Annotated in this window: 19 protein-coding genes; 5 read left to right on the plus strand and 14 right to left on the minus strand. The window is 51.2% G+C overall.

The features are described 5' to 3' along the window. Positions 1 to 86: 86 nt before the first annotated feature. Positions 87 to 3500 (plus strand): PAS-domain containing protein, encoded by a 3414-nt coding sequence (locus tag ABWW03_RS14755; protein WP_353409429.1) that lies wholly within the window; start codon positions 87 to 89, stop codon positions 3498 to 3500. Between the two features lie 107 nt (positions 3501 to 3607). On the opposite strand, the gene ABWW03_RS14760 is transcribed toward ABWW03_RS14755, so the two are convergent. From ABWW03_RS14760 to ABWW03_RS14780, 5 genes are all read right to left on the minus strand, one after another. After that, on the minus strand, positions 3608 to 4273 hold the full coding sequence (locus tag ABWW03_RS14760) for a response regulator transcription factor (RefSeq protein ID WP_353409431.1): 666 nt from the start codon (positions 4271 to 4273) through the stop codon (positions 3608 to 3610). A gap of 51 nt (positions 4274 to 4324) precedes the next feature. Further along, entirely contained in the window at positions 4325 to 5110 is a 786-nt protein-coding gene (locus ABWW03_RS14765) for a 3-hydroxybutyrate dehydrogenase (protein ID WP_353409433.1), read from the minus strand. A 64-nt stretch (positions 5111 to 5174) separates the two neighbouring features. Then, positions 5175 to 6572, minus strand: coding sequence for a hypothetical protein (locus ABWW03_RS14770; RefSeq protein WP_353409435.1), 1398 nt, complete (start codon positions 6570 to 6572; stop codon positions 5175 to 5177). Positions 6573 to 6595: 23 nt separating this feature from the next. Then, the gene (locus ABWW03_RS14775) at positions 6596 to 7603 is read right to left on the minus strand and encodes a rhodanese-related sulfurtransferase (protein WP_353409437.1); all 1008 of its coding nucleotides are present in this window, start codon (positions 7601 to 7603) and stop codon (positions 6596 to 6598) included. A gap of 2 nt (positions 7604 to 7605) precedes the next feature. Further along, positions 7606 to 7947 (minus strand): BolA family protein, encoded by a 342-nt coding sequence (locus tag ABWW03_RS14780; protein WP_353409439.1) that lies wholly within the window; start codon positions 7945 to 7947, stop codon positions 7606 to 7608. A 249-nt stretch (positions 7948 to 8196) separates the two neighbouring features. Between ABWW03_RS14780 and ABWW03_RS14785 the strand changes: the two genes are divergently transcribed. Beyond that, a complete protein-coding gene (locus tag ABWW03_RS14785; RefSeq protein WP_353409441.1) occupies positions 8197 to 8463 on the plus strand; it encodes a hypothetical protein in 267 nt (88 codons plus the stop codon). 80 nt (positions 8464 to 8543) lie between these two features. Here the strand turns inward: ABWW03_RS14785 and ABWW03_RS14790 are convergent, their stop codons facing one another. After that, positions 8544 to 9428, minus strand: coding sequence for a DMT family transporter (locus ABWW03_RS14790; protein ID WP_353409443.1), 885 nt, complete (start codon positions 9426 to 9428; stop codon positions 8544 to 8546). A gap of 247 nt (positions 9429 to 9675) precedes the next feature. Between ABWW03_RS14790 and ABWW03_RS14795 the strand changes: the two genes are divergently transcribed. Continuing rightward, positions 9676 to 10272: a 2-hydroxychromene-2-carboxylate isomerase gene (locus ABWW03_RS14795; protein ID WP_353409445.1), complete on the plus strand. Its 597-nt coding sequence runs from the start codon at positions 9676 to 9678 to the stop codon at positions 10270 to 10272. 128 nt (positions 10273 to 10400) lie between these two features. Here the strand turns inward: ABWW03_RS14795 and ABWW03_RS14800 are convergent, their stop codons facing one another. The 4 genes from ABWW03_RS14800 to ABWW03_RS14815 form a co-directional block, all read right to left on the minus strand. Further along, positions 10401 to 11831 carry a M23/M56 family metallopeptidase gene (locus tag ABWW03_RS14800; protein WP_353409447.1) on the minus strand — a complete coding sequence of 477 codons (1431 nt, stop codon included), beginning with the start codon at positions 11829 to 11831 and terminating at the stop codon, positions 10401 to 10403. Further along, a complete protein-coding gene (locus tag ABWW03_RS14805; protein WP_353409449.1) occupies positions 11824 to 12192 on the minus strand; it encodes a BlaI/MecI/CopY family transcriptional regulator in 369 nt (122 codons plus the stop codon). The genes ABWW03_RS14800 and ABWW03_RS14805 overlap by 8 nt, the downstream gene beginning before the upstream one ends. A gap of 221 nt (positions 12193 to 12413) precedes the next feature. Then, on the minus strand, positions 12414 to 13634 hold the full coding sequence (locus ABWW03_RS14810) for a putative bifunctional diguanylate cyclase/phosphodiesterase (protein ID WP_353409451.1): 1221 nt from the start codon (positions 13632 to 13634) through the stop codon (positions 12414 to 12416). After that, on the minus strand, positions 13631 to 14803 hold the full coding sequence (locus tag ABWW03_RS14815) for an HD-GYP domain-containing protein (RefSeq protein ID WP_353409453.1): 1173 nt from the start codon (positions 14801 to 14803) through the stop codon (positions 13631 to 13633). The genes ABWW03_RS14810 and ABWW03_RS14815 overlap by 4 nt, the downstream gene beginning before the upstream one ends. A gap of 224 nt (positions 14804 to 15027) precedes the next feature. Between ABWW03_RS14815 and ABWW03_RS14820 the strand changes: the two genes are divergently transcribed. Continuing rightward, entirely contained in the window at positions 15028 to 17586 is a 2559-nt protein-coding gene (locus tag ABWW03_RS14820; RefSeq protein WP_353409455.1) for a penicillin acylase family protein, read from the plus strand. Positions 17587 to 17658: 72 nt separating this feature from the next. Here the strand turns inward: ABWW03_RS14820 and ABWW03_RS14825 are convergent, their stop codons facing one another. From ABWW03_RS14825 to ABWW03_RS14840, 4 genes are all read right to left on the minus strand, one after another. After that, positions 17659 to 18531: a phytanoyl-CoA dioxygenase family protein gene (locus ABWW03_RS14825; protein ID WP_353409457.1), complete on the minus strand. Its 873-nt coding sequence runs from the start codon at positions 18529 to 18531 to the stop codon at positions 17659 to 17661. Positions 18532 to 18610: 79 nt separating this feature from the next. Beyond that, positions 18611 to 19645, minus strand: coding sequence for an AraC family transcriptional regulator (locus ABWW03_RS14830; RefSeq protein ID WP_353409459.1), 1035 nt, complete (start codon positions 19643 to 19645; stop codon positions 18611 to 18613). Between the two features lie 30 nt (positions 19646 to 19675). Then, on the minus strand, positions 19676 to 20998 hold the full coding sequence (locus ABWW03_RS14835) for a M20/M25/M40 family metallo-hydrolase (RefSeq protein ID WP_353409461.1): 1323 nt from the start codon (positions 20996 to 20998) through the stop codon (positions 19676 to 19678). A gap of 175 nt (positions 20999 to 21173) precedes the next feature. Next, on the minus strand, positions 21174 to 22295 hold the full coding sequence (locus tag ABWW03_RS14840; protein ID WP_353409463.1) for a DUF1624 domain-containing protein: 1122 nt from the start codon (positions 22293 to 22295) through the stop codon (positions 21174 to 21176). Between the two features lie 309 nt (positions 22296 to 22604). Here ABWW03_RS14840 and ABWW03_RS14845 point away from each other — a divergent pair, with 309 nt between their 5' ends. Further along, complete coding sequence (locus ABWW03_RS14845) at positions 22605 to 24710, plus strand: TonB-dependent siderophore receptor (protein WP_353409465.1); 2106 nt, start codon at positions 22605 to 22607, stop codon at positions 24708 to 24710. Positions 24711 to 24713 lie beyond the last annotated feature (3 nt).

Raw genomic sequence — 24713 nt, forward strand, 5'->3', positions numbered from 1 at the left:
CCTCTCCGGGCTGCCTATTGCAATTTCCCCTTGCGGGAAGGCGCATTTAATCCTAGGGTAAGACGTTTTATCAATCGTGAATCACCATGCCCAGCCCCCTGGATATCTCGGTTTTATCTATCGCTTATCTGCTCTGTCTGTTTGCAGTGGCCTATATTGGTGATCGCGCATCCAAGGCCTGGCTGAAAAAAGCCAAACCCTGGATCATTGGCCTGTCCTTAACCATCTATTGCACCGCCTGGAGTTTCTACGGCACAACCAGCCAGGCCATTTATAACGGCTGGTGGTTTCCACCGACGTTCATCGGCGCCATTCTTACTCTTCTGGTAGGCGCACCATTGGTGCGAAAAATCATTCGCGTCAGCAAAGAAGAAAACAGTACATCCATCGCTGATTTTCTGGGAAGCCGCTATGGCAACAGCCAGGCCCTCTCTGTCAGCATTACAATTATTTCAGTGGTCGCCCTGCTCCCTTATATTTCCTTGCAGTTAAAAGCCATCGCAGGCAGCTTCCATACCATCAGTGGTGAGCAACTCGCCGCTGAACCCGGCCCGCTCCAAGATACGGCACTGTATACCGCAATCGCACTTGCCCTGTTTACCATTCTGTTTGGCACCCGACGTATTGATCGCAATGAGCACCACGATGGCCTGATGCTCGCCATCGCCTTTGAATCCATTTTAAAACTGCTGGTGTTTTTGCTGTTGGCGTTCGCCGTTTGTTTCAGCTATTTCGACACGCCCTGGCAACTGTGGGAAGAAGTCAATCGAGATGGCTATGTTCAGCATATCGTGACCAGCCGCGAGCAGGACCAAGGTTTTATCGCTGCTCTGGTGCTCGGCGCCGCAGCCATACTTTGTCTGCCTCGGCAATTCCACGCCCTCATCGTAGAAAGCCGAGACGAAAACGATTTGAAGCCCGCCGCTCGAATTCTATTTGTTTATCTGATTGTGTTCGGTCTGGCCATTCTGCCGTTGGCCTATGGCGGTCTTTTATTGTTACAGGGCCAGGGGCTGAGTCCCGAAAAATTCGCCCTCTTGTTACCCCTGCAAAATGGTGATGTGGGACTGGCCACTCTGGTTTACCTTGGCGGCTTGTCGGCAGGCAGTTCCATGGTGATTGTCGCCTGTGTGGCCGTATCGACCATGATCAGCAATGAACTGATCATGCCAGCACTGTACCGCAGTCGCTGGCTCGCACAGCAGGACGATCTCAGCAAAGCCCTGCGCCTGTTTCGACGCCTGGCCATCACCTGTTTGCTGGCCTTGTCCTATATCTACTATCGTTGGCTCGGTTCCAGTGAAGCACTGGGTTCCATTGGTTTGCTGTCGATGGCTCTGGTTGCCCAATTTGCACCGGCACTCATTGCCGCCTTGTTTTGGCAAACACGCAGCGCTCGAGGCGCGCTGGGCGGCTTGATTCTGGGCTTTATCATATGGGCTTATACTCTGCTTCTGCCTGCGCTCGCCCTGGCCGGCTGGCTCGATCAAGGCTTTATCGAGCAGGGTCCTTTCGGCCTGAACGTTTTACGCCCACAACAGTTATTTGCAATCGAGAGCCTGTCTCCAATCAGTAACGGTGTGTTGTGGAGTTTACTCTTCAACTGCCTGGCCTTTGTGGGCATCAGTGCCTGGGACCGACGCCGGGAAACCAGTTTGCCCCAGCGCCTGATTCACCCCCAGCAATTGCAACGCCTCGCCAGCAGTTTTATTGGTGCACAGCAGGCGCAACTGGCAATGGATCAATTCTATGGTCAACATGGAGATCGCAATGCACAGAAACAGGCCTGGGCTGATGACAAAGCTATCGATTTCGTTGAGAACTTACTGGCCGGTGTGATTGGCAGCGTGAGCGCCAGCCATATTATTCGTTACGCGGCACAGATCAACCGACCCAAACTGCATTCGGATCTTGAACTGCTTCAGGAAACCTCCCAAATCTTTCAGTTCAGCCGCAGCACCCTGCAGTCCAGCATCGACAGTATCAGTCAGGGCATCAGTGTGGTCGACAGTAATCAGCAACTGGTCGCTTGGAATCAGCGTTATCTGGAACTGTTTGAGTATCCCGATCATTTAATTCACGTCGGGCGCCCCGTGGCGGATCTCGTGCGTTTTAATGCGGAGCGCGGGCAATGCGGTCCGGGTGAAGTGGAATCCCATATTCGCAAGCGAATGGATTATCTGGCCGCTCGCCAACCGTATGTATTTGAACGCCTGCGAGCCGACAACACCGTGCTGGAAATTAGAGGCAACCCATTGCCCGATGGGGGGTATGTTACTACCTACACCGATATCACAGATTATCGCCGTGCCCTGCTGGAACTGACCGAGCATAAAAACCTGCTTGAACAAAAAGTGGATGAACGCACTCGTGAATTGCAGCATATGAACAGTCTGTTGGCTGAAGCCGATAAAAACAAAACGCGCTTTCTCGCCGAGGCCGGCCACGACCTCGCCCAGCCCTTAAATGCCGCACGTCTGTTTACCGAAGCCTTGCAACAAAAGCTTGGGGGACAAGAGCCCATTTTGGAGAACATCAATTCTGCCATTCAATCAAGCGAATACCTGATCGGCCAATTGCTCGACATTGCCAAGCTCGACAGCGGAGCCATTCAAGCCCAGACGACAACACTGTCCGCTCACGAGGTCATGCAAAGCGCCCGTGACAGCTTTCAACTCAGTGCCGAGCAAAAAGGTCTGAGCTTCCATTTTTGTCCCAGCTCCGTGCGCATCCACAGCGACCCTGAATTGCTGTTAAGAATTCTGCAGAACCTGATTTCTAATGCGGTGCTCTACACGGCTTCCGGGCGCGTTCTTTTCGGCGCGCGCCGTAAGCCGCACCATTTACAATTTGAAGTCTGGGATACGGGCATAGGCATTCCAAAGGAAAGTCGAGATGACATCTTTAATGAGTTTACTCGTCTCAATGCCATCAATGAAGAAGGCTCTGGCCTTGGTCTCGCTACCGTTCAACGCTTGTGCCATTTGCTGGACCACCCTCTCAGCTTTGAATCCACCGTCGGCCAAGGCAGCGTATTCCGGGTCAGCGTGCCCATTGCCCACAAGCTCGACATTCAGGAGCAGCCAGACAATGAAGTCGAACTCCAAGAGTTGGACATGCGAAAAAGCACACCCAACATGGAATTCGGGCGCCACCAAATTTATCTGATTGAAAACGAACGTGACAGCGCGAACGCAATGGAGCTGCTGTTTGAACAATGGGGCCTTCAGCTTGAGCATATTCAACAGGCGGAAGACTGGCAGGCAAAAGCCCCAGCCGATTTGGTCATTGCCGATTTTCATCTTGACCAAGGTGAAACTGGTATCGATTGGCTCGCCAGAATGAAAACTCATTGGCAACAAGATGTGAAAGCCATCGTCATTTCAGCGGACCGCACCGATACCGTAAAACAACAGGCTCTCGCAGAAGGTTTTTACTTCTTGAAGAAGCCCATTAAGCCCGCCGCGCTCAGAGCCCTACTCGATCGTTTGTTGAATTAAAAACGGGCCTCATCACTGAAACGCCTTGTCCTGAGGCAAGGAATAATGACATGAAGTTTTATAAGGAGGGTAAAGAGACAATAGCAACGGCTTCAACCATACGGTTTTTAATCATCCAACAACTGCTGATTTAAATCTTCAACCGTTTCACTCAAACTGTTCGCCACAATAATCACTTCGGTGCGTTTGCGCACACCCAGCTTTTTGAAAATCGCTGTAACATGGGATTTAACGGTCGGCTCTGATATTCCCAAATGATAGGCAATCTGTTTATTCAGCAGCCCCTGGGCAATCATGACAAACACTCGAAACTGGTGAGGGGTCAAACTGGCAACACGCTCGGCGAGGTCATCGCCACTTTGACTGCCCGTCCCTTCCGGCAGATCACCAAACCAATGCTGCCCGGCCAACAACGCTTGCATGGCTTCCAGTAAGGTTTGGGTTTCACAGGACTTGGAGATAAACCCCGCCGCCCCGTAACTTGCCGCTTTGCTGCGCACATCCACACTATCATTCCCAGAAACCATCACCACTGGAATCTCGGGATAACAACCGCGCAAATTGATCAGCCCTGAAAAACCCTGTGCTCCAGGCATGTGTAAATCGAGAATGATCAAATCGATATCTTCTTCAGACTCCAGCAAGTGGTGAACTTCCGCCACTGATTGAGCTTCAAACAATTGCGTGTCTTCGCCCTGAAAAGCCTGTGGAAGTGTTTGCACCAACGCCGCTCGATACAGGGGGTGGTCGTCCGCAATTATCAATTTGATCATGGATGTATTATCTGCCCGCTCTCTTAGGTACTGGGCGAAAGTGCCCGCGGCTCACTGCGCCGTCCAGGCCCCATCTACGGGTAAAGCAGTGCCGGTCATTGTAGCGGCATCCTCAGAACACAAAAAGACCGCCAATGCTCCCAGCATGGCCGTTTGGGTCATATCTCTCAATGCCTGTTTTTGACCGACCAACTCGGATCGAGCTTTTTCATATGAGATGGACTGCTGATCGGCGATGCTTTGAATCTGAGGTTTTACCAGATCCGTTTCCACCCAACCAGGACAAATGGCGTTCACGGTAATGCCCGCATCCGCGTTTTCCAGAGCCGCCACCTTCGTTAAACCGACCACACCATGCTTTGCCGCACAGTAAGCGGACTTCTGGGCAGACGCCACCAAGCCATGAACCGAAGCGATATTAATAATGCGCCCCCACCCCTTTTCACGCATCATGGGAATCGCGGCTTGCATGGCGAAAAACGCACTGCTCAAATTAATGGCGATAATGTCGTGCCATTTCTGCTCAGGAAAGTTTTCCAGCCGCTCGGTAAATTGAATGCCCGCATTGTTCACCAGAACGTCCACCGCACCGAGTTGATCACTGCATTGGCTAATCAAGGCACCCACTTCAGCCGGCTCACGCAAATCAGCGTTACTGAATGCGCTGCGTACCTGATATTGCTCGGCAAAATCATGAGCAAAAACCTCTCCTTCCGCGCGATCCAATAAACCATGCAGCATGACATCAAACCCGGCTGCGGCTAGCTGACGGGCAATACCCAAGCCAATACCACTGCTGCTCCCGGTCACCAGCGCGACCTTCTTGTCCGTCCCCATACTCACCTCATCATTCAAATAAGGCCGTACTGTATCAAGGCCGGCAGGGCTTTCCCCTAAGACCTTAGTCGGACGCTGGTGATTTGAGCAATGGGCTTACTCGTCGATAGCCCAATGATTTGAGCAGAAACGGGGCATCAAAATAGCGCTCACTGGTAAAAGCAATTTGGTGGCGGCCACGACTTCGCATACTGCCCGCCGCTTTCACACCCAATGGGGCAAACAAAAAACGTTCGGGGCGTTTTGATTCAGGAATCAAACCCGAGGCATTGAACAGACCCGCAAGTTCGGAATACAGCCTCTTGTGCAGTGGCGTCAAAGTCGCGCCGTGACGACGCCAGGGGGAGTCTCGGTGGGGTAAAAGTGCTTCAACACGATGTTGATTCGATGAGATCAACACAATGGGTGCCTTATTGCCAGGCCAGAAACGGGAATGGTAACTCGGCTCACCCGCGGCTTTAACCGACTGATGTAACTTCGGCGAAGGGTACAACTGATACCAGCAACCGCAATGATGCATAGCATCATGGGCCAATAAATGACCTCGTCGATCCAGATAACTGCGAAAATGGATGCCATCAAGCTGGCCGGCCAAAATATCCAGAGGCCCATCGGCTCGGCGCTCGCTGAACCAAATCAGATAATTCAATTGCACCAGTATTTCGCCACCCAAGCGCGCAAAGCTGACATAACGGTAAATGCTGGGCTCATGTTTGAAATGCACTTCAGCTTCCCGGCGTTCCACACGCATTGGGCGATCATTATGTGCTCGCTCCTCAATGGCCCAAATGGGCTGCCATAGGTCTAACAGCTGTTTTTCTTCCTGAGGGCTCAATTGTGGAATACCCAAGTGATCCACACTCAGCTGATCAAAAGTGAGCGGTTCCATCGCGATAGCCTGAGCACCATACCATTGGCGATCCGCCAACATACCCAAATCCAACGGATGTGCGACCGCTCGATACTGTTTTTCAATATCGTGTTGTGCGCTCAGTTCTTGTAAAACGCCGCGATTCACAAAAGGCTTCATGACATGGGCGATCAATGGCCAGGGGCGGTACAGATTCTGCTGCCAACCAGTAAAGAGTTGATCTCGCAGTTGAAACACCTCATGGCTCAACAACGCGTCGAGACAAGCGGCGCTGATCGACACAGTGGCATCTTGAGCGCGAAGCTTGACCACACGATGCACCCAATCCCGCCATTGCGGGTATTCACGCAAGTCGTGACGAAAACTCAATAAAAAACGATTGGCGGCCAACTGCGAAAACACGGGATGACTGATCAGCTCCGGAGACGGTTGGACCCGCTCGGAACGGCAGGACGCCAAAAGGGGAAACAACGGGGATACATGCGATGGAGAGTTCTGGTTTTCCAGCGTACTGCAGGACGCAAGCAACAAACCCAGTAATAAAACCTGCAATCGTTTGGAAAACGACGTTAGACGTTTTATACCGGGCATGATCACAGCCTGCTCACAACCCGCTACTTAGACGCGGATTTACTGGCGGCCCTCTGCGCCGCTTTCAACTCTTGTTTGCGCGCACGATTTTCAGCCTGGAGCGTTTTTACGTCCCCACCGATATGATCCTGACCATGGGCTTTGGCCAGCTGAATCTGTTGTTGTCGCATACGAAAACGATCGCGCTGCTCCTCACTCAATTCATCGTGGCAACGAGGGCAACTCACCCCTTCTTCAAACTTGGGAGACTGTTTGGCTTCCTGATCAATCGGGTGACGACAGCCATGGCACAATTCATACTCACCAGGTTGCAGCTGGTGATCTACCGTCACTCGACCGTCGAACACAAAGCACTCGCCTTCCCACATGCTGTCCTTTTCATCCACTTCTTCCAGATACTTCAAGATACCGCCTTCCAGGTGATAGACCTCATCGAAGCCCTGCTCTTTCAGATAGGCTGTGGATTTTTCACAACGAATGCCGCCAGTGCAAAACATCGCTACTTTTTTGTGCTTGGCGGGGTCCAACTCCTGGGCGACGTATTCCGGGAATTCCCTGAAACTGGTCGTGTTTGGATCCAGCGCACCTTTGAAGGTACCCAATTCCACTTCGTAATCGTTTCGGGTATCGACCAAGACCACATCCGGGTCAGAAATCAGCGCATTCCAATCCTGTGGTTTAACGTAGCTACCAACCACTTTCAAAGGGTCCACCTCGGGAACCCCCATGGTCACGATTTCTTTTTTCAGCTTCACCTTGCTGCGGTTAAACGGTTGTTCCTTACAAAAGGACTCTTTATAGCTGAAATTTTCCAGGGCTGGGATGCGATTAAGGTAAGCTTTAAGCCCCTCAATACCATCGCGTTCAGCGGCCACGGTACCGTTGATCCCTTCCGCTGCAATCAACAACGAGCCCTTTACTTGATGTTCTGCCATTGCATCCTGAATACCGGCACGCCACTCGGTAAAATCTGCGAATGGGGTAAATTTATACAGCGCCATTACAACGAAGCGCTCTTCTTGCAAAACCATTCCTATGCCCCTTTCTTGTCGTGCAAACTGCCACCCAGACAATTGGGGGACTCCGGAACTGATTGACCTGGCCATTCTTCAGGGCTGAAGGTATGCAATGCCAAAGCGTGAACCGGGCCGGCCATTTCATCCGCCAAGAGGCCATAAATTTTCTGATGACGAGGCACCTGGCGCAAACCCTTGAAGGCTTCGCTGACCAGAATCACCTTGAAATGAGACTCCGAACCTGCCGGCACATTGTGCATATGACTCTCATTGTGCACTTCAAGATGGCTTGGGGATAACGCTTGCAACTTATCAATAATGGCCGTCTGAATCGGGCCTTCGTTTCTCTGCTCTGACATGTCTGTCCTACTGCGGTTTCTGGGGTCAGGGGGGTTCAATGGTTTGCTCATTAGTGCCCTGGTCAATTCTGGCCTAGGGCTAGACCCTGGCATCAACAAGGCGCATTATAGCGAACTTTTAAATGCGACAGGCAGTCCAGACAGCTCGACCTAATCTGGAATAAGAAGAATAACCACAACAGAAACATGGAAAATGGCGCCCAGGTCTTTTTGTACTATACTTGGGCGGTAAATATAGGTTTGATGCGTATGAGTAAGATTTTTGTCGACCGGCGTAAAGGAGCAGACCGACGCCTGGAACATGACCGTTGTAAAGATCTTCCCCTGGACTTGTTTCACCGCAAGCGTCGTAAGTCCAGTGACCGAAGAGCCCCTGGGCGGACCTTGAGCGAAGACTACTTCGCCTTTATGGAAGCCAATACCGCTCCTCAGGAACCCTGCCGCGCGGCCACCCGTGAGTTCCCCGCCAGTTTAAGCACAATCAGCAGTGAGGACGATAAGGCTTTGCTGAACTGAGCGACCTTTCGCCCGGCGCCTTATGGCACCCCACCCCAATCGAAATCGACGACTCCTCGCCGACACTGAGTCGGCGAAAATCAACTCTCCTGTCGGTTGCCAAGCAAACCCGTCGCCAATCCAGTACCAAACAGAGTAATCGCCGACGCCAGCAGCATGGTGAGGGAAACGTCTTCATCCAGCAGCGTCGCTCCCCACAGCATGCCAAATACCGGCACAATAAACGTCACCGTCGTCGCCCGTGCTGGCCCAACCGTGTGAATCAGGCGGAAGAACATCAAATAGGCCAAAGCCGAACAAATAATCGCCAGGGCAACGGCCGCTAACCAGCTCAACAGGCTGATCGGGGTCTCCGGCCAGTACACAATGGCCAGGGGCAGCAACAAAACACTGGCACCCAGCATAGACCCCGTCGACAAGACCATACTGTCGATGCCCGTCAGATAGCGTTTGGTAAAGATCGCGGATATCGCATAAAACAGCGTCGCCAGTATGCCCGCCCCGATTGCCAGAGCGACCTGCCAAGTGTCTTCCTGACTGACATACAACTTATTCCAGGCCAATAAGGTCACCCCGGCGATGCCAATCAACATGCCCAATGCTTTGAGCCAGGACATTCCCTCTCGGAGCCATAAGAATCCAACCACCGCCGTCGCGATCGGGGTCACCGCATTCAGAATCGAGGCAAAGCCTGAACTTAGAGTCAGTAGGGAATAGGCGATTAAACAGAACGGAATCGCCGAGTTACCCCAGCCATTCACAAAACTCGGTACCCACACGCGCTTCAGCTCGGCGCCCTTACCCTGCCACAACAAGATGGGCAACAGAAACAGGGCTGCCAACCCGACGCGTAGAAAAATCAGTGGTGCCACCCCGAGCTCGGGCACGGCATAACGCATAAACAAAAAGGACCCACCCCAGATCGCGGCCAATAACACCAGCATGACACTGTCTTTAAACGACACAACATTCCCCTCAGTCTCAAACCCCCGGCGGGTTTGTAGCTGCGACATTAAAACAGAAGCCCGAGGTTGCCACTAGCGCTTTTCGGAACCGCCACCAGAACGGAAGCCGTCTGTTATCTTTGACCTATTCAACGATGCGTTTTATTATCAGGTTCCATAATAGAACCTGTAAGCGCAAAACCTCAATACCCCAATGGAACGACCGTAAAACAATTCCTTTTACCCTCTTACTGTCAGGAACCCGGCCATGAGCAAAACCATAGAATTTTACTTTGACTTTGGCAGCCCAACCGCCTTTCTCGCCCACAAACGCCTGCAGCAACTCAAAGCGCAATACCACTGCACCATCGATTACAAAGCCATGTTGCTGGGCGGTATCTTCAAAGCCACCGGGAACACCTCACCCGTTGCCATTCCCACCAAGGGTGAATATATGCTGCTCCATGACTTACCGCGTTTCAGCAAACGCTATCAGGTGGAGCTCAGCTTTAACCCTCATTTTCCCATCAACACCCTCTATCTGATGCGTGCCGCTCTCGCAGCCCAGAAGCTCGGATGTTTCGAACGCTATGTCGATTGTGTTTATCAAGCCCTCTGGCAGGAAGAAAAAAACATGGGGGATATGGACATCGTCGCCGCAACGTTAAACGATGCTGGTCTGGATGCCCAGGCCTTGATCGAATTGAGTCAAGGCAGTGACATCAAAGCTGAGCTCATCAGCAACACCGAAGCGGCGGCCGAGCGAAAAATATTTGGCGCACCGACAATGTTTCTGGATGGTGAAATGTTCTTTGGTCAGGATCGCCTGGATTTTGTAGAGGAGCGTTTGCAAGCGGCAAGCTGAGTCGAAACAAGGGGCGTTTACGTCATAGCCAAACGCCCTTTTCGGCAGGTTCGATCTGCATATCAATATGAAGGCCGGCATCAATCGTTTTGATAAAACCGCTGTAACTCGAAGGTTTGATACAAAGACTATTGATATAAATACAATAGCGGGTCTATCGCTTTATTGTCTTTGTGTAATTCAAAATGCAAATGAGGACCGGTCCCCAGATAAGGGCTGGCAATCTTAGCAATGACTTGCCCAGGTTGAACCTGCTCATTCACCTCGACCTGTACCTCGCCAATTTGGAAGTACCGGCTGACCAAGCCCTGACCATGATCAATCACCACATAATTGGGTTTGTTCACACTATCACTCTTGATACGTAACACTTTACCCGCGGCAACGGCATACACTTCCGTTCCCAAGGCTGCCGGCAAATCGATGCCTTTGTGAAACTTTTTCTTGCCCGTCAGCGGATGCTTTCGCATACCAAAATTCGATGAAATCCACGACGGGTCCATAGGAGGACTGAACGTGAGCGCTTCCGTTTTGTCGAGCTGCCCAGATTTCGCCAGTGTATCCATTGGCAGAACCAGCCCCATCATCAAGGCCATCAGTAATAATGCCGCGACCTTCTGCCAAGGAAGCGGAGTAACACGATTACTCATCATTGCTTCTATCCTTATTTTCATTAGCAGGTATTGCCCACCCACCCCCGGCGCAACCGATTCGAACCGATGCAAGGTGGATTGTTCAATATAATTCAGCAATGCTCTGGCGTATTGCCTCGGCGGTATCTTGTTGCTTTGCACGACGGCAATATCCGTCAAACGCTCGCGTTGCTGGGAAATCTGCGCCTGGGCATAACAGATCGCCGGGTGGAAAAAGAAGGCACAGCGAATCAGATTCAAGCCATAGAGCAATAAATCATCGCAAGCTTTCACGTGAGCCACCTCGTGATAAATAATTGCACGTTGATCTTCACGACTCAGCTTGCACCAGAGCTTGCCGGGTAAACAAATAATCGGCTGGATCGTACCGAGGGTATAAGCGGAATGGGAGTTTGAACTGATCACCAGCTGGATGCGACGCCGACAAGAGAACGCCGCACGGGCTTCTTGCAACATAGAGTGGCACTCACCGAACTTAAGACTCTTAGCCTGCCTGGCAAGCTTGCGCAGATGCCTTCTCGCCTTCAAAAACCTCAACAGACACCACAGAAAACCGCACAACCACAGAGCGAACAAAGTGTACTCGATTGCACTTAAATCTGAATCAACCGAAAACTCAGCGTGGCTATAAACGCCTGCAGCGCCCTCGGCCACGCGTTCTATCCCCGGTGCCGGCATCACATCTGCGATGGGCAGAGTACTCAACCACTCAGCCAAACTGTATTCAAACGCCAGGTCAGTTGGCGCAATCAAACGCAGGGGAATCAATAACCAGATCGCCATCAATAGGCCGGGATAAGCGCGACGAAGTCCATAGGCAAACACTAGAACCGCCGGAAACAATATTCCCGCCCAGATGGATTGTTGATAGAGAACATTCAAAACAGAAGCCATCAACTCAGTCATTGTCATTGTCCGAATGCGTATCCAACAAGCTTTTCAGTTGTTTGATTTCCTGCTTGCTCAAGGCTTCACTTTTGGCAAACATGGAAACAACCGACTGGCCATCCAGCTCCAAAACCCGTTCAGCAAAATAACGTACCATATTCGCCAGCCCTTCAGGTTTGGACAACAGAGCCCGGTATTGAATGCCGTCCTCGGTATCACAACGTGCCAACAAACCACGCTTTACCATTCGGTCCATATGGGTCTTGGTGGTGGTATAGGCCCACTCAGTAGATTCATTAAGCTGGTCATGGACGAGACGAACCGTACTGTCACCCGTACGCCATAACACCCGCAGAATCTCATATTCTGCTTTGCTCAAATCCGGAAGCTTTTTCACTTGATACAGTGCCTGATCAATCTATAGGTCATAGGAAACACCTCAGCCACTGCGAGATGCTACATTGTAGTAGCGAAACAGTAGCACAGCTATTACAATGTAGCAACGCCCAGCAAAAGCCGAGCGCAATAGAGTCACATATCACGGCATGAAGTATTCTTTCAGGGCATAGGCGGCAGTGCTGGAGAAACGGTAAGGCTTGCTTAATTCACATAACGCTTTTCAAAATCTTCCACAGGTAAGGCCTTGTCGAAGAAGAAGCCTTGGAGTTGATCCGCCCCCAATTCGCTCAACACTTTGGCTGTGGCTTCGTCTTCGACACCTTCCGCAACCACGCGCATACCAAAATTTCGAGCCAGGCCAATCACCGCCTTAACAATAGCGAGGTCTTTATCAGAATCCAGCATGGTCATCACAAAGCCTTTATCAATTTTTAATTCATGGGCAGGCAGAGAGCGAAATTGCGCCAGGGAGGAATAGCCCGTTCCAAAATCATCAATGGAAATACGCACCCCCATTTGGTGCAATTTATTCAGGCGAAGCATCAACTGCTCGTAATCGCTGATCATCAGGTTTTCCGTGATTTCCAGAGTCAGTCGCTCAGGTGCCACACTGTAGATGGCAAGTGCGTCTTCCAGCACTGTGATGATTTCATCATCCAATAAAAGACTGGGCGGAACATTCACCGAAATGCCCAAGGCTTCCGGCCATTTACTCAAGCGCGCAATGGCTGATTTCAGTACCCACCAAGTCATCGGCCGAATCACACCATGACGTTCCGCCACATCGATAAATTGACCGGGCATCATGACTTTTTTATTCGGGCAATGCCAACGCATAAGCGCTTCAGCGCCAATCGCCGTTCGGTAGCCCGTGTGTATTTTAACCTGGTAGTACAAACGAAACTCACCGCGTTCCAAAGCCTGCTCCAGCTCATCGACCAGACGCGATTCGTCATCGATCCCAACCTGAAATTCCTGTTGAAAAATCTGCATGGGCAGCGCGGCCTTGCGCGCCTGACGAAGTGCAATGCGGCAATGCAACAATGTCTTTTCCGATGTTGATTGATCGCCTTTATGCAGACAAAAACCGGCGTGATAACCGATCGGTGATGATATCCCCATCAGTTCGCAGGGCTGGGAAAACAAACGCTCCAATTTCGCAGCCGCCAATTGCAACTGAGCATCATCAGCCACACCGGATAGAGACACCAGAAAACGACCGTCTTTCAGAATTTTACTTTGATCAATTGGGCGCACCCACGACGTCATACGTCGGTGAAACTCATCCAGCAGAAGCAAGGCGGACGCCGGGCCATGCAGCGCTGCCAGTCCATCATAATCGGCAATTTCAATAATGCCGATGTAGTGAGCAGTACCCACGCCAGGTTTTTCCAGGTTTTCTTTATGAACGTCCTGGTTCATATGAAATACTCTTCGCTGTTCACATCATAACTACCGGGCCGCAACCCTTGCACAATCCAACTGATGTTACCGATGTCATCACTGGACAAATCAATCAGCCGCAGTGCGTCCAGTTTGCGTTTGAATTTATCGAGGACAATCACGACCTCAGGTTTCAGGCGGCGAATATCGTTCTGCTTCACGACAATCCCAACTTCACCCGTATTCAGTTCAACCAGCGAACCCGTTGGAAACAAACCAATCGCCTGAACGAATTGCTCGACTAATGCATCTTGAAATAACACCCCCTTGCTTTGAATCAATTCCTGAATCGCATCATAGGAAGACACGCCCGGCGCATAAGGGCGTGGAGTAATCATGGCGTCGTAGGCATCCACCAAGCCGGCAATCCGGGCAAATAAGGGAATATCGTTGCCTTTCAGACCGTCGGGATACCCACTGCCGTCCATGCGTTCATGGTGGCTTCGAATCATGCTGAGAATTTCAAGATCGGCGTTGCCATTGTCATCGACCATCTGCATACCGAGATGGGTGTGCAGCTCAACCATCTGTCGCTGGTAGTCACTCAGCCCTCCAATTTGCTTGAAGATTTCATCGGGCAAGCGCGTCATACCCACGTCACACATCGCACAGCCCACGACCAGTTTTTCTAACTCATCAAGCGGAAGACCAATATGGCGCCCCAAAATAGCGGCCCAAACGGCCATGGATATGCCATGTTGGTAGCGATAGTCCGACGATGCCTTCAGTCGCACCAACACGGCCATAGCTTCTTTATTATTGAAAACGCCATCGATCAGTGGCTGAACCGATTCTCGCACAATACGAATATCGGTTTGCACACCATTGTTGAGGGCATTAAATACCTTGTCGAGGGATTCACTGGCCGAGAGGAAAGAGGTTTTTGCTTGTTCGAACTCGGCTTTGATACTGAGGCGGTCTTTTAGGGTCTCTTCCTGCTGGGGGCGTTTGGGGAGAAAGAGATTAGAACCAGCATAGTCTGCATCGATATAGACATAGTCCACATAGCGACCAATATAGTCCACCTCTTCGGCATTCTGAACGACGAAGCCTTGCAAGGCAAAGGGGGTATCCAACCAGGGACGATCCAACTCAGCGACAAACATGCCCGGGCGCAGGTTTTCGGCTTGTACTTTCAGCAGTCGCATTCACTACCCCAACATCAAACACGCAATCTATAGCTCATGGGTTTGCTATCGGCCATGGCGATGAAAGATTGAGCACGACACTATGCACACAATGAGCGTCAGCTTTCCCCAAAAATACCGAAGAAGTGCACAATTTGCGTAAAGTCGGTTTTATTAAGCAAGTAGAGCGATATACTGAGCCAAAACCGTCACCCCGAGATAATAAGAACCCTAAGGACTCATCAATGTTTCAGCGATCAAAACGCACTATCGCCCACCCCTCGTTTCGTTTGAACCTAAATACCGCACTGATCCCCGCATCCATTCTAGGCATCGCTTGCTTAAGCGCTTGCAGCCCATCGTCGGAAACCGATACCGTCCAGCAAGCCGCAACCAAAGCGCCAGCGGCGGTCGAACAGCATGATTACTCAGCGGATGTGCATCTGGACAAATACGGCGTGCCCCACATAGTGGCCAAGGATTACAGCAGCCTGGGTTATGCAACCGGCTATATGCAGGCACGCGAAAACCTATGCACCTTGGCGGAACAAATTCGCAATGTCCGTGGAGAAAGCGCTCGCTATCTTGGTGCCGGGCCGAAGCATAAATACCTGCTCTCAGACATCGCCTATCGCTCATTCAATCTGGTGCATCGAGCTGAGCAACTTTATCCTCAGCTCGATCCGGCTATGCAGGATTTATTGCAGGGGTATACCGATGGTTTTAATCAGAACCTCGTCGAACGTAACAGCCCCGAGGACTACCCTTCGCCCTGCCGAGGCGCCGACTGGGTGAACCCGGTTAAGGTGTCTGAGCTGTTGGCCTACCACATGGATCTCGCCATGCTGTCCAGCAGCCGCGCTTTTATTGGCGCCATTGCCAGCGCCAAACCGCCGGCCGAAAAAGTAGCCTTCTCCCCCCCAGTTCTCGATGCGGAACATGTGCTCACCGCCAAAGGTATTGGCAGCAACGGCTGGGCACTGGGCAAAGACAAAGTGGCTGGTGCCAATAGCCTGTTGATGGCCAACCCACATTTTCCTTACGACGGCGAACTGCGCTTTTATCAACAGCACCTGACCATCCCTGGCGAACTGAACGTCGCGGGCGTTGGCATGATCGGCCTGCCCGGCATCAGTATTGGTTTTAACGAGCACCTGGGCTGGACTCACACCGTATCCCAATCCAAACGATTCACGCTTTATCAATTGGAATTAGATCCGAACAACCCAATGCGCTATCGCTACGGTGATGATTACCGAGACATCGTCAGCCACACTGTGACCATTGAGGTTAAACAGCCCGATGGGCAGCTAAAGCCACAAGATCATAAAGTCTATGGCAGCCACTTTGGTCCTATTGTTAACCTCGCCTCACTGTCACCCAATCTGGGTTGGAATGCCAAGTCTGCCATCAGCCTACGTGACGCCAACCTCGACAACATTGGTATGCTGAGCCACTGGGTGGCTATGGCCAAAGCGGAATCTCCGGAAGCGTTCATGCAAGCCTTTGAAGATCACCGTTCTATTCCCTGGGTCAATACCATGATGGCCGCCAAAGATGGGCGCGTGCTGTACATTGATGGAACCCAGACACCCAAACTCAGCGAACAGGCGGAAGCCTATTGGCGTAAAGCCTCACAAAGCCCGAAACTCGCAGGTATCTGGCGCGATGGTGCCGGTACAATTCTGCTGCCTGGCAACGACCCCACTTACGAATGGCAAGCCACCGACGGCGCCCGCCAAAGTGGCCTGATCCCAATCAGCGAAGCACCGAAAGCGTTGCGTTCAGACTATGTGTTTAACGCCAATTCCAGTCACTGGCTGAGCCATCTTGAAGAACCCCTGGAAGGTTACAGCATTGTCTACGGCCCTGAAAAAAGCCATCGTAGCCCTCGCACACGTTTCAATGCCCTGCTGATCAGTAATCGCAGTGCTGGCCAGCCCGCCGGCGAAGACAATCGTTTCGACATCGACGAGCTGAAAGCTGTGTTTACCGGCAATGAATCCCTGTTTGGGCAGCAGCTCCTAGCCGATCTTGTGGCACGCTGCCAGGCCAACCCACAACAAAATCTGGATGGCCAAGACTACGATTTAACCGCCGCCTGTAACGCATTGGCGAATTGGGATGGCCGTTATCTGCTGGAGAGTCGTGGCGCACACATTATGCGTGAGTTCCTGGCTGAATTCCGCGTACCGGCACATCGTGACTTGAGCGATAAGCTCTTCGCCAATGCCTTCGATCCAACTAAACCCGCCATGACGCCTGGCGCACTCGCTCCAGCGGGAGACGGCGAAGACCCAATCCTTCTTGCCCTGGCCCGAGCGGCAAAGCGACTGGAAGACAATAACGTTGCTCTGGACGCAAAACTGGGTGATATCCAACACATCGCCAAAGCCAAGGGTTTAGCGCCGATTCCGGTGACTGGAGCGTATTCCTGGGAAGGTATTTTCAACTATTCTCAGGCCCGCACTCGCAATCGCGGACATTCTGAATTGGCCCTGGCAGATGTAGGCACACCAGCCAGCAAGCAGCCCTTCAGTCCACTGCGCAAGCGTCAAACACGTCATGGTAGCGAGGCGGTTTATCCGGTGAACTACGGTTCCTGTTTTGTTATGGCCCTGCAGTTCACCGAGCAAGGACCGGAAGGCGAAATGTTCTTGAGCTATGGCCAAGCCCACGATCCAGAATCACCGCACTTTGTGGACCAAAGCCACATGTTCAGCCAGCAACAATGGCGTCCAATTGAACTGCTGGGGGAAAATCTGCCGAGTGTTGAATTTAAACTGCGAGCCAATAAACCATAAACTCTCACAGTTCACAGCACACAAAAAACGCGGCAACAATGGCCGCGTTTTTTGTTTTCAAGCACTGACTATTTACGAAAGATTGGGCTTCAGATAAGGCTCCAGTATCCGTTTGGGGTGTTTGCCATCCACCATACCCATAAACGGTCCGAAGATTGAATACCCCAACATGCGCTTGATGTCTTCAGAGCACTGCGCCGCACGCTCCAGTGGCACCGACAAACTGAAATTTTCCTGGGGGCGGATAAAACCTTCACAATATTGCGCCGTAGCCGCAAGACGAGGCTGATCAGATACATTGGCACCACCACCATGCCATAAGGTTCCCAGAAAAAAGACCGCCGAACCGGCCTTCATTTCACAGCTGACCTGACGTTTGAGATCGTCCTCACCCGGTTGTTTGTCTCCCCAGTGATGAGACCCGGGAATAATGGTCGTCCCGCCGTTCTCCTCCCTAAAATCATCAATCGCCCAAACGGTCGCCGCACTGACAAACTTTCTGGGGCGGGGTATTTGCACATAACCATCATCGGCATGTAGGGGTTGCTGCTGTTCACCAGGAAGAATATTAATGACTTGTAACTGCGACAAAAGATAACTGGGCATTAACACCGCATCGAGCAGGGCCAAAATCATCGGGTGCTCGACCATCGGATTCAAAGCAAAGGTTTTCGCCATCACAGAATAAATTCTCTGGGTCAGTTCACCCTCGAAAAAATTTCGCCCCCGGTGGCCCAGCAAGGGTTCCACGGCAGAGCGAATCAGATCGATCTGCTCCTGACTCAATAAATCAGGAATGACCACATAACCCTCCTCAAGCACTTGCTTCAAATATTGCTGAAGTAAGTCCGGATCGACGCGCTCACCGGCATTGGAATGGGTTTTCTTATATTTATTGGCGGTTTCAAGGGCGTGATAGGCATCGAGACTGCGATCGTCACTCATGACTGGCTCCAAATAGGTAACTGGCTATGAGGCTAATATAGAGTGGCGCTGCACGAGCTTGAAGATCAGATCGCCGCAGTTATTTGTCTTTTTTTTGCAAGCCAACCACATGACGCCGCCAGTACTGCTTTGGAGAACAGGCAAACCATTGCTTAAAAGCTCGGCTGAATGACGCCATTTCTACATAACCCAACGTCTCAGCCAGTTGCTCAATGCTCTGCATAGGCCGATCTGCACTGTGCAAATAGTGCAGCGCTTTATCTTTTCGCACTCGGGACAGAATGTCAGAGTAGCTACTGTGCTGCTCCTTCAAACGACGCCCCAATGTATGACGCGAAAGATGAAGCCGCTCGGCAACATCAGCGGCAGAAAATCGACCGCCTGCAAGATGCTTGGCGATATCCCCATAGACCTTTTTTTCAAGATCGCCTTCACTGCGCCACAATAAAGAATGCACATGGTTGTTGGCCGCATACTGCTCCGCGCTGATCGCCGGAGCAATGGCTGTCGAACCTACATCAGAATGAAATTGAATATATGCGCGGCGATGACCATAGCTCGGCCAGGCCCCAAACAAATAGGCGAACTCTTTGTCAAAAGGCATCGCCTCACAACTGAAAGCGAGGCGCACAAGTGGCAATTGTTCCTGACATAGCCAGGACAATAACTTCAGCACTCTCATCAAAGCGGCAATTTGCAAATGAACCGCAGAATGATGTTGGTTGATCACTACCTTTTGTTGACTGTCCCACTCGCTCAAGTCGAACAGCTCTGCATCACCATCGACAAACAAACTGTAAAAGCGATTCAGATTACCCAGCGCCGTGCCCAGATCCGGACTGGGATACAACAAATGGAGAAGCGCAACATGACTGCCCAGAGGAACGGCTTTATCGAGTAAGCCCAACCACTCGTCTTCCAGGGCGTCGCACAATCGCTCAGTGAACTGACTGTATTGCGCAACCGTGACCTTACGGCTGTTCAGTAATTCACGATAGGGTTCAACCAGAGCCGGTGGGAATGTATCCCTCTCCATCAAAGGCTCAGCCAAGTGCCGCACAAAGCCTGTCGGTATCGTGGGAATGTGGAGATAACTTGCTTGTTCCTGGCTCATGTGTTGGTTTGCTCTAGCCTTCCAAAGCTGTCACGGTGTGTGTTGTTTGGCCAGTCGGTGCATTAAAATTGCTGCTTTATGGATGTTCTTTTTAAAGCTGTCCATGTCGGCGACTTCATCACGGGTGTGACCACCCGAGCCCATGAGTCCCAAGCCATCCAGAGCCATATCCACATAATCGGCCGCAAACGAGATGTCCGCAGCTCCGGCTTTACGAGGATTAACCGGTGTTACAGGGCCATAATTTAATTCTTCACTGACCTGACTGTACTGCGCCAACAGCTTTCGATTCGCCTCAGTCGGCGGCATGGGGGGATAACCCTCGGCGAAGCTCAGCTTTGCCGATGTATGTTTAAGATTACTTTGCACAATTTCGTTCATGGTGGCCTGCGCTCTAGCCAACTCTTCCGGGCTCAAGGTACGCAGATCACCCTTCACTATCGCCGTTTGTGCCACGATGTTACTTTTACCTGCCATAGCCTCAGCATTATTAACATCCAGCTCGAGGGACTTATTGCCCGCTACCAATAAACCTGGATTTACTGTAGCCGCACCCAGACCATCAATTTTCTGACGGAACTCATTTAAAATTCTGGCCACTTCGTAGGCCGCACCATAACCCACGGCATCAGTAAATACCTGAGAGGAATGCGCCGGACGCCCACTGACCTCCAAACGCCACCCCATAGAACCCCGTCGGGCAATGACCGCCGTTTTAATGTTACTGTCGCCGTCTTCAAAACCGAGAGCAATATCCGCCCATTTGGCACCTTCAACAATGGCTTTTTTGGAGAGCGATAGGGGTTTGCCGCTGCTTTCTTCATCGCCGGTAAACAGGACACGAACCTGCATATCATCCAACACACCTTCAGCCTTCAGCGCCCGCAGCGCCGCCACCACAATGGTGTTGCCGCCTTTCATATCCGTGATACCCGGCCCAGCAACCTTGCCATTGCCCAAGTCACGGTACGCCTGAAATTGATCATCCTTGGTAAATACCGTATCCAGATGACCGATCATTAAAATTTTCGGGCCACGCGTTCCATAACTGGCCTGCAAATGCCCGGCGCGATTAAAGGCTTTCCCGGGAATCCACTCGGTGTGGAAACCCAACGCATCAAACTGTTGTTGATATAAGCGCCCGACTTGCTCAACACCGGCAAAGTTCATTGTTCCGCTGTTGATATTGACCGCAGTTTTAAGCTCGTCCAGGGCCAAAGGCAATTGAGTATCGACGTGCTGGACTATGCTCTTCTCCAGAGCACTCAGCTCTGCATGAACTGCACCGGCTTGCAGAGCAGCCGTGAACACCAATCCAATCGTGACCATGTTTTTCCATTTGAAGGGACTCATAAATGCCTCTTTGTTGCGCGTTCATTGTTCGACTCATGTTCTACTCGATGTTTATCTGTCATTTCGCCACGAAAGGCAAAAGAAAACCGCGACAGATAATCAAGTGCTAGGACATTGATTCTAATTTAAGCGCGTCCATCAGGCTACCAGTCCCCTCCGAATCAACCTCTCACGATCATAAATAGCGCAGCCATCGAATATCCCGGCGCCGGCTCTTCAATTTGGCGAACCAGGCAGACGGATAATACAATGGCACAACCAACGCGAGACTCCATAGCCAAACCGTGGACAGCTGATCTACGCCATAGTACGCGCCCTTTGTTTTGCCAAATAGCATCAGCGCACACAAATAGAGAATTTTGAGTGCGTAGAGGTGAAAAATATAGAAAAACATCGGCGCACCTCCCAAGACGGCCAACCGATCGATGGCCCAATTGCCCTTCTGAGTTTTTTCAAAGTAAGCCAGTAATATAAAACTCACCCCCAATGTTGACAGAAGAAACAACAAGGAAGGTGGATACTTGCTGAGATTGACAAAGGACATCAATGTTCGGATGGTTTCGTCATAGAGTTGCCAAGGCTGGTCACCATAAACATTCAGAACACGAATCACCACAAACGCCAGCAACATGGCCAGCCCGCACTTCATCAGATTTTTCTGGCGCTCGCTGGCATTGGCAAGTTTGCCAAACCAGGGGCCAACGATATAGCCCAGGCTGATCACGCCTATCCAAGCCAGAACCGGGTAAGTCGTTTTTGCCTGTATTCCAAAACCAATATCAAAAATTTCCCGATCATGCAGCATTGCCCATGGGATGTATAAACCGCTATCCGTTGCGAATGACACGCCGTCAAGTAAGTTATGACCGCCAATAATCAAAATCGCCAACGTGGCTAAAGCGAGGCGAGGCAGATGAATCAAGGCCGCCAATGCAACCATACTAACGCCGATAGCCCAGATCACTTGGAGGAAAAGTTTTTCAGGAGGAAACTGCCCCGTCCACGCAAAACCGATCACCGTAACCTCCAACACCATCAAGAAAAGTCCGCGCTTGAGTAGAAACATGGATGTTTCATGTCGACAATGGGATTGACCATAGAGATACGCGGAAAGACCCGTTAAAAACACAAACGCAGGAGCACAAATCGTGCTGAGTAAGCGGGTGAAAAACAATCCGATATCCACACAACCTGCATCCATGGGATCCCCCACCTGCATGTGCAGATAAATCGTCTCTCGGACGTGATCTACAAGCATGAATAACATCACCAACCCCCGGAGAGCATCGATGGACATCAGGCGTTGCTGTGTGGGTATTTTCTGGTTGTCGTTAGTCACGTTTTTCCTCTTTCAGTGAGAACACTTTCTAAATTCGTTGGTGTGTCAGGGAAGTACCGACCATCAAAACGCTCAGCATGCAGGTAAAACACATTTCTCGACGACGTCAGCTCAATCACATCAGTAGGGTCAACTTGAGCAGGCTCGGTAAATGTTAGACAAGCTCCCAAACTAATGATACGTTATAACATAACATTGTTGAATTTGAGTAGCTTTTTAGACGTACTCGCCATCACAAAAAACCGCATGTCAATTTAGGAGCTTAAAGTGAACAACCCTTCTCGACAGAAGACTCTGCTTTACGTCGCAATCCTTTCCAATAGCTTATTTCTGGCTCATCACAGCAACGCTCAGAGTGGGGAGTCGGCCCGCCAGGAAATCGAAAATGTGCTTGTGGTAGGCACTCGTCAGGCCTACCGGGGAGAATTCACGAGCCTAGAAATTCCACAATCAGAGCTAAGCATTGATGCCAAAACCCTGCGCGACGCAGGCGCCTTGGATCTTAATCAGGCCCTGGACCTTTCCAGCTCTGTCGCCCGTCAAAATAACTTTGGCGGTCTTTGGAACAGTTTTGCCCTACGCGGATTTGTTGGCGATGAAAATCTGCCCAGCAATTATCTCGTCAACGGATTCAACGCTGGACGGGGATTTGGTGGCGCCCGCGATTTGTCCGGAATTGAGTCTGTCGAAGTACTCAAAGGCCCTCGCGCGGCTCTGTTTGGACGAGGTGAACCTGGTGGTACCATTAACCTGGTCACCAAACGCCCTACCTTTGAAACCAAAGGTGAGCTGCGATTATCCGCCGGTAGTCACAGTACCTACCGCAGTGATATCGATTGGACATCCCCCCTTTCTGACAACTTCGCCGTACGGATTGTCGGCTTCTACGAAGACGCCGAGAGCTTCAGAGACACCATTGACACGCAAAAGCAGGGCCTAAGCCCCTCGTTTATCTATCGTTTCGGCGAACAGAGCCAACTGGTCTACGAACTGGAATACAGTCATCAGGAAATTCCTTTTGATCGCGGTGTCATCGCCATTGATGGTCAATTAGGTTTAATTCCTGAAAACCGTTTCCTCGGCGAGCCCGGTGATGGCCCAATGGAAACCGACGTGCTGGGACATCAACTGGAGTTTCAACATGACTTTAATGGTAATTGGAGCACACTGGTTGGTTTCAACTACCGAGATACTTCTCTCGAAGGTTTCGCAACTGAAAACGGATTTTCGGCCCCAGATGCAAACGGCAATTTCGGACGATTTCGCCGATACCGCGACTATGATGCAACGTACCAAGTGCTCCGGGCTGAACTCACTGGCAGCTTCACAACCGGTGAACTTGAGCATCGGATCATCATAGGTGTTGACGCCGATGAATTTGAAAACGATCAGTTTTTCCTGCGCATTCGAAACCGACAATCCAATCAGGAAATCAATGTCTTTAACCCGGTGTATGGCGCCTACGCTCTCCCCCAGCCCTTGCCTAACACCGACCGAGTGGAGACCCAAGAATCACTGGGCGTCTACATTCAAGACCAGATCAGCTTGAATGATAATCTGGACATCCGTTTGGGCATACGCTTCGACGATTACGATCAGGAACTTCACAACCGGCGATCAAACCGCACCTCTAACTATTCTGAAACTCAGCTGAGCCCTCAGTTTGGTGTGGTGTATAAAGCCACCGATTCCCTGTCTCTGTACGCGGCCTATGGCGAAAATTTCCGCCCGCTTTCAGGGGCAACCGATGACAACCACCTTGAGCCTAACCAATCCAAATCCACCGAAGTGGGTATCAACTTCACCCTTAACGAGGGTCTACTGGAAGGAACCCTTGCGATCTTTGATGTTGAACAATCGAATATCTCAACGGTGGATGCCGATTTTAATGCAACGGCAATTGGTGAAGCTGGCAGCCAGGGTGTCGAGCTCGACTTACACGGCAATGTGACCGACTCCCTGAGCCTGTGGCTGTCGTACGCCTATATCGACGCAGAAACTGAGAATGCGTTTAATGATCCCAACTTTGGCACAGAGGTACCGGCCGGTTCCGATCTGCTCAATATCCCTGAACAGCAGTTGAGCCTGCGACTGGTTCAACGAACCGAACTCGCAGGTAAGCCACTGAGTTTGATCAGCGGTCTGCTTTATGTTGATGAACGCAACGGATTTTTCAGCAGACAAGATTTTAAATTGCCGAGTTACACCACAGTGCAAATCGCTGCAAATTATGAACTGTCCAACGCGATTGAATTACGCGCTGAAATCAACAACTTGTTGGACGAAGAATACTATACCAACTCCTTCGCAGACGTTTGGGTTCAACCTGGCACTCCACGCACCGTTCGAGTTTCCGCAGCATTCCGGTTTTAATAC

It is taken from the genome of Pseudoteredinibacter isoporae (genome assembly GCF_040372805.1).
Lineage (GTDB): Bacteria > Pseudomonadota > Gammaproteobacteria > Pseudomonadales > Cellvibrionaceae > Pseudoteredinibacter > Pseudoteredinibacter isoporae_A.

What these genes read in the sequence shown, in the direction of transcription:
- ABWW03_RS14755 (WP_353409429.1), top strand. Translation starts at nt 87, where the DNA reads ATGCCCAGCCCCCTGGATATCTCGGTTTTATCTATCGCTTATCTGCTC.
- ABWW03_RS14760 (WP_353409431.1), bottom strand. Translation starts at nt 4,273, where the DNA reads ATGATCAAATTGATAATTGCGGACGACCACCCCCTGTATCGAGCGGCG.
- ABWW03_RS14765 (WP_353409433.1), bottom strand. Translation starts at nt 5,110, where the DNA reads ATGGGGACGGACAAGAAGGTCGCGCTGGTGACCGGGAGCAGCAGTGGT.
- ABWW03_RS14770 (WP_353409435.1), bottom strand. Translation starts at nt 6,572, where the DNA reads ATGCCCGGTATAAAACGTCTAACGTCGTTTTCCAAACGATTGCAGGTT.
- ABWW03_RS14775 (WP_353409437.1), bottom strand. Translation starts at nt 7,603, where the DNA reads ATGGTTTTGCAAGAAGAGCGCTTCGTTGTAATGGCGCTGTATAAATTT.
- ABWW03_RS14780 (WP_353409439.1), bottom strand. Translation starts at nt 7,947, where the DNA reads ATGTCAGAGCAGAGAAACGAAGGCCCGATTCAGACGGCCATTATTGAT.
- ABWW03_RS14785 (WP_353409441.1), top strand. Translation starts at nt 8,197, where the DNA reads ATGAGTAAGATTTTTGTCGACCGGCGTAAAGGAGCAGACCGACGCCTG.
- ABWW03_RS14795 (WP_353409445.1), top strand. Translation starts at nt 9,676, where the DNA reads ATGAGCAAAACCATAGAATTTTACTTTGACTTTGGCAGCCCAACCGCC.
- ABWW03_RS14800 (WP_353409447.1), bottom strand. Translation starts at nt 11,831, where the DNA reads ATGACTGAGTTGATGGCTTCTGTTTTGAATGTTCTCTATCAACAATCC.
- ABWW03_RS14810 (WP_353409451.1), bottom strand. Translation starts at nt 13,634, where the DNA reads ATGAACCAGGACGTTCATAAAGAAAACCTGGAAAAACCTGGCGTGGGT.
- ABWW03_RS14815 (WP_353409453.1), bottom strand. Translation starts at nt 14,803, where the DNA reads ATGCGACTGCTGAAAGTACAAGCCGAAAACCTGCGCCCGGGCATGTTT.
- ABWW03_RS14820 (WP_353409455.1), top strand. Translation starts at nt 15,028, where the DNA reads ATGTTTCAGCGATCAAAACGCACTATCGCCCACCCCTCGTTTCGTTTG.
- ABWW03_RS14825 (WP_353409457.1), bottom strand. Translation starts at nt 18,531, where the DNA reads ATGAGTGACGATCGCAGTCTCGATGCCTATCACGCCCTTGAAACCGCC.
- ABWW03_RS14830 (WP_353409459.1), bottom strand. Translation starts at nt 19,645, where the DNA reads ATGAGCCAGGAACAAGCAAGTTATCTCCACATTCCCACGATACCGACA.
- ABWW03_RS14835 (WP_353409461.1), bottom strand. Translation starts at nt 20,998, where the DNA reads ATGAGTCCCTTCAAATGGAAAAACATGGTCACGATTGGATTGGTGTTC.
- ABWW03_RS14840 (WP_353409463.1), bottom strand. Translation starts at nt 22,295, where the DNA reads ATGTCCATCGATGCTCTCCGGGGGTTGGTGATGTTATTCATGCTTGTA.